We start from the raw sequence: 13,009 nt of genomic DNA on the forward strand, positions 1-13,009 counted from the left end.
CGTCACTATAGGAACTCATGCCCCTGGTAGTTGGAATGCGGAGTGTCTGTACCTTTTCTCCGTTTACATATTAAGCTCTTGGTACTATTGGTAGCGTCAGTCGCATACCTTATTTTCAATATTTTTTACCGCCTGAAGTTCCTCCGTCAATCTTAAGCATTTCTAAATATGCTCGTCCATCGTTCATATTGACAACCTTACTACTAAACACATTGACGTCATCGCTCATGGTTGTGTAAGCGAACGCACCATCTTCAGCTTCGTACACGCCGATTTTATTCGGTTTCAGTTGTACCGTACCGTTCCAAATTGTTGTCAAAGTGTTGAAGTCTCTGCCCCTAATATTCACCTTGTCATTATATACGTCAAATATTAAACCCTGACCACATGTAACACATCCATCTCTTACTGCTGAGAATTCTTTGTTATATAAATTGCCTTGCAATTTCATATCTTCATGGACATGCCCTGTTGTTAAAATAGCCTGTGGATATTTCGTCAAAATACCCTTGATTTTCTACTACTTTACAAAATCAACTCCGACATAATTATAAGAAGGATATGTTTTTGATACAGTTGAATCTAATGGCTGATACAAGAACAGAAAAATCGGCTTGTTTGGGTCTGCATTTGAAGCTAGCGTACTATCCAACCAACTGATCTGCTCGTCGGAAATATACGCCGGTTTAGCCTCTGCTCCTAAAAAAATGAAATGATAACCTTCGATCCACTTGAAATTAAACTTATATAAGCTTAGCCTAATGGCGATGAGGTACCACCAACAAAACGAAGAAACCTAGCATCTGCATAAAAAAATAGAGATTTGTGCACCCGAATAGTAGTACATGAAAAAACACCTAAACCATCTGTTCCCTATATTCTTTAGGGGATAGGTGGTTTAATTTCTCTTGAATTAGCACACAATTTAGTTAGCCTAAAGTCTTTTAATACCTCTATTTTAGAATCACTTGCACATGAGACAAGACTGATTTAACGTAAAAGAAAATGTCAAGCACGGGTTATCGTTTCTTTATGTGTCTTTTAAAAATTGGTAGAAAAGCATATTAGTATAACCCAAGAATATCAAAATCCACTTCAACATACCTCTAAAAAATATATATTGAGATCCTATTGGAATATATCAAATAGGAAAGCTTATATTCTATAGTTAACAAAAATAAACCAGNNCTGGTTTATTTTTGTTAACTTAATAGCTATGCCCCTTAAGGGGTATTTTTATGCTGCAGGTTCTGTTGGAACTGGTTGAACAGGAGTTACTTTCCCACCATCCAATTCACTATTCATCATGAATTGATTCATAAATTCACCAATCATTTTTTGCAACTCATCCATTGGAACAATGTTCTTTTCAGAAGTATCGAATGTGAATTTGATTGGTTTATCAATAGATTTGATATCAGAATTAATATTCATATCAAATTTAAATGTTTCTTTTTCATCTTTAGGATTTTTTGCTTCGAAATGAATTACTGCATCCTGTTTTTTAATTGTTTTTCCATCCATTGTATAAATTAAAGAAACAGAAGATTTACCAAGGTTTGCACCTTCCAATTCTTTCTTAAAGTCTGCAATTTCTTGTTTTGTTCCAGTGAAGTTTTTCATTGTAGATATTTCATCAAATACCTTTTCAATCACTGCTTTTAAATCTTTACCTGTTAATTTCACAGTATATACATCTTCTTTTTTTGTAAAGTTGTCTTCAGGAAGCGCTTTGATTGCATCTAATAACGATTTCTGTACTTTCTCTTGGATTTCCGTAGATTCTTTTGTATCTACTTCTCCTAAATCTTTCATATCCATTTTGATAACTTTTCCCTCTAGAGTAGAAAAACTATCACTAGGAATGCCAGCTAATTGTAATAGTGATTTTACATTATTCGCTTTTACATATAAAGCCTTTTTCCCTTCATCCATAAGCATTGGAATCGATATATCCATTTTCATTGCATCTGTTTTAATATTTGCACCAATTGTTATTTCATCTTTTTTTGCATCTTTATCTGTTTTTGAATCAACTGTAATTGATATGTTTTTTAACATATCCATTGCCGCTTTATCTTCCGGTTTCATATCTTTCGCATTAGAATCGAGTTTAATAGAAATTGAACCGCTTGATTCCATTTGTTTTGCATTTAAAATGCTTTCTGTTGAAGAAACAACTGTTTCTTTTGCAGATTTTCCACACGCAGATAAAGCAAAAAGACTTAAACTTGCTACAACCAATAATCCCTTTTTACCAAACTTCATAAAACCACCCCTTCAATACATTAACGTTCCCCTTCCATACATTAACATATCTCTTCTATCTTAACAATCATATAGAAGAATTTAATATTGAGAAGAACTGGTGTGTATTGAGAGATGCATAGCACCATAGAACGGAAAAATGAGATTCTCTTGTGAAAGTAGGGTTCCTTCTTTTTCCTTGCTACCGATCATGAATATGATATACAACCAAAAAGACATGATACATCCCTTTCCCTAAATGGTACAATTAGGAAAAGGAGGGATTCAAAATGATTTTAGAAGCAGTCATGTTGCAAGTAAAAGACGTTATGAAGACGGAGTATGAATCAGTATTTAAGCAAGCATCCTCAATCATCTCTTCCATGCAAGGATACATAAATCATGAATTACAACGCTGTATGGGGCATAAAGGAAAGTATTTGCTCCTTGTGCAATGGGAAACTTTAGAAGACCACACGATAGGATTTCGTCAATCTGAACAATATCAAGAGTGGAAAGCATTATTGCATCACTTTTATGATCCATTTCCAACAGTTGAACACTTTGAGCGTGTAGAGTTTTCACAAAACTAACTCCCTCTCCATAACACGGTAGAGGGCTTACTGCATAACACTTTAGATATGGAGGGAAACTTCCTATATCGGGATTTATGGAAAACACCTTTTCAGTCTACAACTATTTTTTAACAGTCTAATACTTCATTCTATAGTCGAAAACATTTTTTTAATGAAACACATACATAATAAAACCGAATCGAAGTGAAGGGCGTAGTATTTTGTTTAAATGTCGTAATAATTTTACCGTGGTGATGCATATCTATAACCATATAAAACAGTAATTCCCTTTACTACAATTTGAATTCGTTCTTCTAACGTTGTTTTTCTTCTACTTGTCATAGAGTATGTCATTCCTTTACCGGTATCATTTAATTCTCTATGACTATTAGACTTTTTAATCCGTTTTCTCAAAACCGCAGTACTAGATATATTGTATTTTTGGATAACCTTGCTTAACGAATAGTGTCCAGATAGATAATCATTGACGGCTGCTAACTTTAACTCTTTTGAATAACGCTTCCAAGAAAGTGCTTCTTCTAGGCCATCTTCACCATTCGCTTCATACCTTCTCTCCCAATCTCTAATTGTCCCAGTATCAATCAAGAATTTATCAGCAATGTCAGCTATTGATTGATGACCATCTTTATAAAGAGCTAAAATAGCCAATTTTTCAGCTTTAGAATATTTCATTCGAGCCATAAGAAAATACTCCCCTTAGATAAACAGATTTTTATTTTTTATCTGTCTACCTAATGGGGAGCATATCAATTGATTGCGAAATGGATTCTTCACTTATTTTAAATCTTCAATTGAGAAAGCGCCTGGAAGTAACTGTTCAACAGTTACTTCTTTTTCATCACCTTTTACATTCGTTAGTAATACAGGCATTTTCGGATCACAAAACTCAGCAATTACTTGTCTACAAGCACCACATGGTGAAATCGGCCCGTCCGTTTCTCCTGTAATAACTAAGTAACTAAAATCACGCTCACCTTCTGATACTGCTTTAAAGATCGCTGTTCTTTCTGCACAGTTACATAAACCGTAAGAAGCATTTTCTATATTACAACCAGCATAGATTTTACCTTCTTTCGTAACTAATGCTGCACCAACTGGAAATTTAGAATACGGAATATACGCTTTTGATAACATCTTATTTGCTTCTTCAATATATTTTTTCTTATCCATATTATTTCCCCCTGAAAGTAAATGTAATGATGATTAATCAGTAATAACTGTATGAACTAATTTTGGAGCAACTGCTGTTTCAGCGATAGAAATGTTCTCATAAATTTTAGCTTTCACATCTTCTACATTTTCGCGATTTGCATAAATCGTTACGAACGGCTCGCCTTCTTTTACTGCATCGCCAACTTTTTTACGTAACATTAAACCTACTGCTAAATCGATTTCATCTTCTTTTGTCGCACGGCCTGCACCTAATAACATAGCTGCGATACCGATTTCATCTGCAACAATGTTAGAAATAACGCCTGAAGTTTTAGCCGGTACATCAATTACATATTTCGCTTGTGGCATTTTTTCTGGATGATCTACAATCGAGCTATCTCCGCCTTGATTGCTTAAGAACTCTTTAAACTTCTCAGTTGCTTTTCCGTTTTTCATAACTTCAATTAACATTTCACGTGCTTCTTCTAATGTATTTGCTTTTTTCGCCAATACAACCATTTGGCTACCTAATACAAGCACTAATTCTGTTAAGTCTTCTGGACCTTCGCCTTTTAATGTATCGATTGCTTCTTTCACTTCAAGGGCATTACCAATCGCAAAACCAAGAGGTTGTGACATATCTGAAATAACAGCCATCGTTTGACGTCCAACATTATTTCCGATACGTACCATTGCATGTGCTAATTCTTTTGCATCTTCTTCTGTTTTCATAAATGCGCCGGCACCTGTTTTTACATCAAGTACGATTGCGTCAGCACCTGCTGCAATTTTTTTACTCATAATTGAACTTGCGATTAATGGAATTGAGTTTACTGTTCCTGTTACATCACGTAATGCATAAATCTTTTTATCAGCTGGTGTTAAGTTTCCAGTTTGTCCGATAACAGCAACTTTATCACGGTTTACAATATCGATGAACTGCTCGTTCGTAATTTCAACGTGGAATCCTTCTACTGCTTCTAATTTGTCAATTGTTCCGCCTGTATGTCCTAAACCACGACCAGACATTTTCGCAACAGGTACATCTAAAGCAGCAACTAATGGTCCTAATACTAATGTTGTTGTGTCACCAACACCGCCAGTTGAATGTTTGTCTACTTTAATTCCTTCAATTGCTGATAAGTCAATCGTTTCTCCAGATTCAACCATTGCCATTGTTAAATCTGCACGTTCACGATCTGTCATATCTTTAAAGAAAATTGCCATTGCAAGTGCACTCACTTGATAATCCGGAATACTTCCATCTGTATATCCATTAATAAAGAATTTGATTTCTTCAGTCGTTAATTCTTTTCCGTCACGTTTTTTCGCAATAATATCTACCATTCTCATTATAATCACCATTCCTTTTCATATTATATGAATCTGTTAAAATAATAAGCCAACGATTGTTGCCGATAAGAAACTTACTAATGTTGCACCGAAAAGTAATTTCAAACCAAATCTTGCGACTACATTTCCTTGTTTTTCATTTAAGCTTTTCACCGCTCCTGCAATAATTCCAATTGAAGAGAAGTTGGCAAATGAAACTAAGAATACAGATATAATCGCTGTTGTTCTATCTGAGAAATTGAAGTTTCCTTGTGCTAAATCTGTCATAGCTACAAATTCATTCGATACAAGTTTTGTTGCCATAATATTACCGGCATTAACTGCTTCGTGCCAAGGCACACCCATAATAAATGCAAATGGTGCAAATACATAACCAAGAATTTCTTGGAATGAGATACCGATTACACCTTTAAACAATGCATTAATGAATGCGATAAGAGCAACGAAACCAACTAACATAGCCGCTACTGTAATCGCAACTTTAAATCCATCTATAATGTATTCCCCTAATACTTCAAAGAAGGTCTTTTTCTCTTCTTCTTGTACTTCTAACATATCTTCTTCTTCAGTAACTTCGTACGGGTTAATGATAGAAGCAATAATGAAACCACCAAATAAGTTAAGCACTAAAGCGGTTACAACATATTGCGGTTTTAATAACACCATGTACGATCCAACGATAGACATAGATACTGTTGACATCGCAGATGCACATAATGTGTACATTCTTTTCTCTGGCAATAATCCTAGTTGTTTCTTAACGGAAATAAACACTTCCGATTGTCCTAAAATCGCAGAAGCTACCGCATTATACGATTCTAGTTTCCCCATCCCATTTACTTTACTTAATGCTAAACCGATAGATTTCACAATAATAGGTAATACTTTAATATGTTGCAAAATACCTATTAAAGCTGATATAAATACGATTGGCATTAATACACTTAAAAAGAATGAAAACTCTTTTTGATTTACTAATCCACCAAACACGAAATTCACACCGTCAGCAGCATATTTTAATAATTCTCCAAAACCATCTGCTATTCCGCTAATTAATATATTCCCAGCGCTTGTATTTAATAATAAAAACCCCAAAATGAACTGTAATATAACCATCGTTATGATTGGGCGATATTTGACTTTCTTTCTATCATTACTAGCAAGCCAAGCGATACCTAAAATCAATACGAGGCCGAAAATACCTATTAAATATTTCATAAGCCGTCTTCTCCCTTTCGTATCCGCTTACATTTTTTTCAATTGTTAAAGCACTAGATACAATTTACTTGAAACGCGTATCTAGTGCTCTTTAATTCATTAGTAATTAGTAGTTATCTGTAGCACCTTTTGCATCGTTTAATACGATTGCAACACTAGCACTTGCTCCAACGCGAGAAGCTCCAGCAGCTACCATTTTGTCTGCATCTTCACGTGTACGAACGCCGCCAGATGCTTTTACACCCACGTTTGGTCCTACTGTTTTGCGCATTAATGCGATGTCTTCAGCAGTTGCTCCGCCAGTTGAGAATCCAGTTGAAGTTTTTACGAAATCAGCACCAGCTTTTACTGATAATTCACAAGCACGTACTTTTTCTTCATCTGTTAATAGACAAGTTTCAATGATTACTTTTACAAGAGCTTTTCCTTTTGCTGCTTGTACTACTTCATAAATGTCTTTTTCAACAAGTTCGTTGTCGCCATCTTTTAAAGCGCCTACGTTGATTACCATATCAACTTCAGTTGCACCTTTTGCGATAGCATCTTTTGTTTCAAATGCTTTTGTTTCAGTCGTGCTTGCTCCTAATGGGAAACCGATTACAGTACAAACGTCTACATCATGTCCAGCTAATTCTTCAGCAGCTAGCTTTACCCATGTAGGATTAATACAAACTGAAGCAAATTTATATTCTTTTGCCTCTTCGATTACTTTCATAACATCTTCTTTTGTAGAATTAGCTTTTAAAATTGTATGATCAATTAACTTTGCAATGTTCATTATATTCACTCCTCATATCTTTTAACAACTTCATTCTAACTCTTAGTTGAACAAATGTAAATACACTTTTGAAATTTTGTTCAACCTTTTCCGAAAAGGCGCTTCTTGCATTGAATGAAACGCAATCTAGCTGAAAAACAACTGATATAGATCACATGTTAAAGTCAAAACTTTAATGTTAACACTGGTAGTATGTATCTCAATATCCATAATTATTTTTTAAAAAGGAATCTTTTTCATTCATGCACAACTAAAATAAAAGGCTTTCTCAAAANNTTTTGAGAAAGCCTTTTATTACTAACTTTTTTAATAATGTAACAATTCTTTCGCTGTATGCTGATCGATAATTAATACATTTGCATAGCCGCCACGTAACGCACCATCAATTGCTTTTATTTTTCTATTACCACCAGCAACTAAAATTGAGCGTTTCTTTAATTTCAGTTCCTCTAACTCAATTCCAATGGTACGCTTATTAATTTCTTCACTACTAATATTTCCGTCTCCATCAAAGAAACGTGAACAAATGTCACCGACAGCTTGTTTTTTCAAAATGTTCGTTTCATCCTTATCGAAATATCCTAATCGGAATAATAACGCTTCATCTCGCACTGTTCCAACAGTGAAAATTGCGATATTTGCTTGTTTCCCCATTTCGATAATGTGATGAATATGTCGATCCTGCTCTACCAATTCTTTTGTCACTGCATTATCAAATATAACTGGGAGCGGTAAATTTCGTGGTGTCGTTTGAAAAGCCTCTGCAAATAAAGCAATGGTCTCATTCGCATATGTATTTACACTCGAATGACTAATACCGCCTTTTAATTGGACAACTTCTACACCTTTTACATGTTGCGGTACAATTTTTCTAGCAATTTCATACATCGTCATTCCCCAGCTTACACCAACGATATCACCGTTTTTAACAGTCTTTTCCATATACTCAGCTGCATATTTACTAATATATTCTGTAATCGTTGCATATTCTGGAACCGGAGAAAATACGACATGTGCCTCTAACAAGTTGTATTTTTCTTTCAGTAAATTTCCAACGTTATCTAAATCAGCAAATGGATCGGCTATACTAATTTGAACAAATCCTTTTTCCTTCGCGTACTTTAATAATCTAGAGATAGTCGGTCTTGAAATATTTAATTTATTAGCAATTTCTTGCTGACTATAATCTGATTGATAATATAATCTTGCAACTTCAACGCTTAATTGTTGTTTATCTTTATCCATAGTAACTCATTACATATCCTTTCCTGTATTTCCTTTTCGTTACAAGCATTATACAGCTTTATGCAAGAAATTTCGACTACCGAATTTTATCTAACTGAACTTCTACTACACTTAATATATACAATGAAACCTTATTGTGTATATTTATAAACTCAATATAGATGCTCTTGAAACATGTAAATCGATTTATATTTGATTCATTCTTTTTGTTCTTTTTGTAGTAACAATAACAAAGCCGTTCAATAACAAACATTAAACATCGTTTATGGAACCTTAATAAAAAAGCTCTACAAAACAAAGAATGTAGATTATGTATCCATCGAAATGCAGTCCCAATTTTCATTTCTATGATTGATTAGCCAGAACAAGCCCCTTCGTCTTTCAATAACAATACTTTCCTGCATACCTGCAGTTGCTTCTCCCTCATTAATTCTATCATGTACACAAGCCCAATGAAGCCGATAAATAAGGTCGGCCTCGTCCAAAATCTCTTCTGCACTTCGTAATCTTGTTTGTTGATAAAATTCATTAAAAGAACTACAATCAGAAACAAGTTTAATTGCGTAATGACAATCACAGATATCTTTTGGAAATTTCAGTGTATTCACGAGACCTATTGACCAAAGTAAAACCCATTGGGCTTCATACTGCCATGTAATCTGTATGGCTTCTTTCTGGTCAGGGTGCTCTGAATTTAGGAAATTTCTTTCCTGCTTCGTTAATGATTCAACCACATCGAATTTGTTCAGCAGCTCCATGACGAACTCTTTGGAAGTTTTCAAATCACCTTCTTGGGCAACATCACAAGCATATTGTATGACAATCAACAAAGCTACCGCTCTCTTCGTAATCTCTTCTCGACTTCTTAACTGAATACTTGTCAAAGGAGGTAATTGAGGCAACCCTTCGATATATGGAATCCCTTTATCTTGCAGGTAGCTTATCGATTTCTGTCTTCTTTTTTCCCCATCGGTAGAAGTACTATTCTGTCCCGTTATTTTTTTCGTACATGCGTGAGGAGTAAATTCTGAAGGACCAGAGGATCCATCTGGAAATACGATTACTTGTCCATCCTTCCCGATGAGAGTTCGATCAGGGATAAAACCAATACCGTTTACCTGATTAAGTAATTTAAGAAACAGCTCCACGTAGTCATCACTATAATCCTTCTTCGTCTCTATAGCGATCATGGTATTAATTACAGAAATCTGTGCCAAAACCATCTTCTTAAGACGTTCTTCTTGAAATGCAATTTGATCGTACATGTGCATCATTCCAGGAATATTATTGGAAAAATAATCAGGAGATGATTCTTCAGAATCCACCCGAATAATAATTTTATTTTTGCCAAATAGTCTCTTCGATTGAATAGTATATTCGTTTTTATTGCGTTCAACCTTGAATCCATTTTGGAAAACTTTAATAATGAAACCTTCTATATCATTTGTATCGTTCCTTGATGCGAATATCGTGAAAAATCTCAATTTTCCCCCTCCTCTAATTCTTATATTCATCTTATCTATTAAATTTAGAAAAAAAGAACATAAGTTGTTTAATATATTATACATGACTAATATATTAAACAGCCATTTTATTATGGCTTGTTCTTCAACTAAAGTCCGTATTAGTGAAATAATCTAACCTACGTTTTTGAGCTTCGATACCACGCTACTACTTCTCGTTCAATCCCCAATACTAGCTGTTCCTTTCCTTTGATTCTACAGAAAGGATAGCATGTTTTTTCATTTTAGGGGGGATTTTAAATAAATGAGAGTTTGTCCAAACCCTATTTTTAGAAGTTCATATACTATAGTGTGCGAACTAATATTTTGCACAGTTTGATTTATATTCCAAATATTAGACAAGCTCGATTAAAAATAATAAGAAGGTGAGTATTTCATGTTAGAAGAAAGTTTATCTAATAAAATGAGTGCACCACAAAGACAACAAATTATAAACCAAAATAATGGACATAGAGAAAATAGAGATAATTCATCCATATCAATACAGCAAGTGGACTCAACTGATTTTCGAATCTCAACATTAAATGGAGATCCTGAAAATGAGCCTACTGTTGGGGTCAATCCAAATAATCCAATGTCAATTATCGCTGCTTCTCACGCCTATACGCTTCCAAGTGGGTTTCCTCAATTTGGATTATATCGATCCACTAATGGAGGTACCACATTCACGACTAATTTTCTGCCAGTACCAGCAGGATTTAGAAATACTAGCGACCCAATCATAGACGCCGATCTAAACAATAGGTGGTTATTAGCTGGTATCGCTGTTCAACCGGTTTCAGCAACAGTAGATAGGGCATCCATTATTGTTTATCGGTCAGTTGACGATGGAGCAACTTTTTCTAATGCCATTAATGTTTCTGGAATAAATAACAATTTCTTAGATGATAAAGAATATCTTGCCTTCGACAAGACACCAACAAGTCCGTTTGTAGGGAATGCCTATATTAGCTATACGAGGTTTGCTAATAGTCCACAAACCTCACAAATTTTACTTCAAAGATCTGTAGATGGTGGATTAACATGGCTGGCACCAGTTGCAATCTCAGGGGTAATTGCAGGAGCACCTACCCCCTTTGTACAAGGATCAAATGTTCAAGTAGGTCCGAATGGGGAAGTATATGTTGCTTGGATTGAGGGAGATTTCACTAGCGCCACGTTTCGAATTCGCCGATCAGATGATGGCGGGGTAACATTCGGTCCCACCGTTAATGTCAGTGCTATTATTCGAGTTCCTGATCCTCTAACTCCAGCGGTTCCTACCTGGGCATTCCGTGTACCTACCTTTGCTTTTCTCGCGGTAGATAGATCAGAATGTTTTGGCTCTGCAAACTTTGCGAGGGTGTATGCTGTATGGCAGGCTAACGACCCAACAAATGCTCATATCCTTTTGTCTTTCTCCGATAATGGCGGAGCCACATGGTCAGCCCCAATACGTGTTGATAATAGTCCTGAGAATACCCAAAATTTTTTCCCGTTTGTAGCAGTTTCCCCATGTAGTGGCACCGTAACCGTGATTTACTATACAAACCGGGAATCTTCTTCTCTTCTAGATGTTTTTTTAGCAGTTTCGACTAATGGTGGAGCCACATTTACAAATACACGGATAACAGACGTTTCTTTTGACCCTAACGCCGATCCTTCCTTTGGTAATCCGTGCACATTTATAGGCGATTATATCTTTTCTGCCTTTATTCCTCCAGCTTTGCCGGAACCGGAAAAGTTAATCTCAGTATGGACTGACACTCGGAGCAACAACAGTCAAGATATCTTTGGCAACATCAGTGATCTTGAACGGATCCCATCCATCAGCTGTCCTGGTAATATCACTCAGGATAATGACCCGGGTGTTTGTGGGGCGATAGTGAACTATCCACCGCCAACTGTAAGTACTAGCTGTCCTGGAGTGACTTTTAGCTGCAGCCCTGCTTCTGGATCCCTATTTCCAGTGGGTGAAACCACTGTCACTTGCACTGCTACTGACATTTGTGGAGGAACTGGAGAATGCTCTTTTACGGTTACAGTAAACGATACTGAACCACCAAAAATCCAATGCCCTAACAATATTACAAAAGCAAATGATCCTGGTGAATGCGGTGCTATTGTTACATTTCAACCTACGGTTACAGATAACTGTCCAGGTGTAACTTTTTCCTGTTCGCCAGCTTCTGGATCCTTCTTCTCTGTAGGAACCACTCCTGTGACTTGTACAGCCACGGACGCATCGGGAAACACAGCTACATGTTCCTTTACCGTGACAGTAAATGATGCCGAACCACCAAAAATCCAATGTCCTAACAATATTACAAAGGCAAATGATCCTGGTAAACGCGGTGCTATTGTTACATTTCAACCTACGGTTACAGATAACTGTCCAGATGTAATTTTTTCCTGTTCGCCAGCTTCTGGATCCTTCTTCCCTGTAGGAACCACTCCTGTGACTTGTACAGCCACGGACGCATCGGGAAATACAGCTATATGTTCCTTTACCATCACAGTAAACGATACTGAACCACCGATCATCAATTGTCCTGCCAACATTACTGTAGCTATTGCACCTTGTCAGGTAGAACCTATAGTCAACTTTGCACCTACTGCAAGCGCGAACTGTGGTGTAGCTTCGGTGACTTGCTTCCCACCATCCGGCTCCTTTTTTAATGTGGGAACCACTACCGTAACTTGTACGGCTACCGATATTCATGGAAATAGCAGCACTTGCAACTTTTATGTTACAGTGGTGCTACTACAACCTTGTATTGCACAATGCAGGTGTTTTAATTATTACAAGTGTTTGTAACATAATAATATGGATTTTTCCGTGAATGTAACTATTATTCCTAAAAGTAGACAGTCCTGTTTGTCTTTGACTTCCTTGACCGTTTACATGGATATATATT

General features: G+C 36.0%; 11 protein-coding genes. 2 read left to right on the forward strand and 9 right to left on the reverse strand.

All coding sequences use genetic code 11. The features are described from left to right. Positions 1–115: 115 nt before the first annotated feature. Both COC96_RS03420 and COC96_RS03425 read right to left on the reverse strand, forming a co-directional pair. The gene (locus COC96_RS03420; protein ID WP_098768306.1) at positions 116–502 is read right to left on the reverse strand and encodes a hypothetical protein; all 387 of its coding nucleotides are present in this window, start codon (positions 500–502) and stop codon (positions 116–118) included. 734 nt (positions 503–1,236) lie between these two features. Continuing rightward, positions 1,237–2,268, reverse strand: coding sequence for a hypothetical protein (locus tag COC96_RS03425; protein WP_098768307.1), 1,032 nt, complete (start codon positions 2,266–2,268; stop codon positions 1,237–1,239). A gap of 269 nt (positions 2,269–2,537) precedes the next feature. On the opposite strand from COC96_RS03425, the gene COC96_RS03430 reads away from it, so the two are divergent. Continuing rightward, complete coding sequence (locus COC96_RS03430) at positions 2,538–2,840, forward strand: antibiotic biosynthesis monooxygenase family protein (protein ID WP_098768308.1); 303 nt, start codon at positions 2,538–2,540, stop codon at positions 2,838–2,840. A 225-nt stretch (positions 2,841–3,065) separates the two neighbouring features. On the opposite strand, the gene COC96_RS27870 is transcribed toward COC96_RS03430, so the two are convergent. The 7 genes from COC96_RS27870 to COC96_RS03470 all read right to left on the reverse strand — a co-directional run bounded on the left by COC96_RS27870 (position 3,066) and on the right by COC96_RS03470 (position 10,073). Beyond that, on the reverse strand, positions 3,066–3,524 hold the full coding sequence (locus COC96_RS27870; protein WP_257201453.1) for a helix-turn-helix domain-containing protein: 459 nt from the start codon (positions 3,522–3,524) through the stop codon (positions 3,066–3,068). A gap of 93 nt (positions 3,525–3,617) precedes the next feature. Further along, positions 3,618–4,013, reverse strand: a complete 396-nt coding sequence (locus tag COC96_RS03440) for a cytidine deaminase (protein WP_098267762.1) — start codon at positions 4,011–4,013, stop codon at positions 3,618–3,620. A gap of 33 nt (positions 4,014–4,046) precedes the next feature. Continuing rightward, entirely contained in the window at positions 4,047–5,348 is a 1,302-nt protein-coding gene (locus COC96_RS03445) for a pyrimidine-nucleoside phosphorylase (RefSeq protein ID WP_002118293.1), read from the reverse strand. Between the two features lie 36 nt (positions 5,349–5,384). Then, positions 5,385–6,566, reverse strand: coding sequence for a NupC/NupG family nucleoside CNT transporter (locus COC96_RS03450; RefSeq protein WP_088231273.1), 1,182 nt, complete (start codon positions 6,564–6,566; stop codon positions 5,385–5,387). 106 nt (positions 6,567–6,672) lie between these two features. Beyond that, complete coding sequence (gene deoC / locus COC96_RS03455; protein WP_016088364.1) at positions 6,673–7,344, reverse strand: deoxyribose-phosphate aldolase; 672 nt, start codon at positions 7,342–7,344, stop codon at positions 6,673–6,675. A 306-nt stretch (positions 7,345–7,650) separates the two neighbouring features. Beyond that, on the reverse strand, positions 7,651–8,589 hold the full coding sequence (locus COC96_RS03460; RefSeq protein ID WP_088231272.1) for a sugar-binding transcriptional regulator: 939 nt from the start codon (positions 8,587–8,589) through the stop codon (positions 7,651–7,653). A gap of 308 nt (positions 8,590–8,897) precedes the next feature. Then, a complete protein-coding gene (locus COC96_RS03470) occupies positions 8,898–10,073 on the reverse strand; it encodes a DUF4272 domain-containing protein (protein ID WP_098768309.1) in 1,176 nt (391 codons plus the stop codon). Positions 10,074–10,488: 415 nt separating this feature from the next. Between COC96_RS03470 and COC96_RS03475 the strand changes: the two genes are divergently transcribed. Beyond that, complete coding sequence (locus tag COC96_RS03475) at positions 10,489–12,909, forward strand: HYR domain-containing protein (protein WP_098768310.1); 2,421 nt, start codon at positions 10,489–10,491, stop codon at positions 12,907–12,909. Positions 12,910–13,009 lie beyond the last annotated feature (100 nt).

Origin of the sequence: Bacillus cereus (assembly GCF_002577405.1) — a bacterium.
GTDB classification, from domain to species: Bacteria; Bacillota; Bacilli; order Bacillales; family Bacillaceae_G; genus Bacillus_A; species Bacillus_A cereus_AU.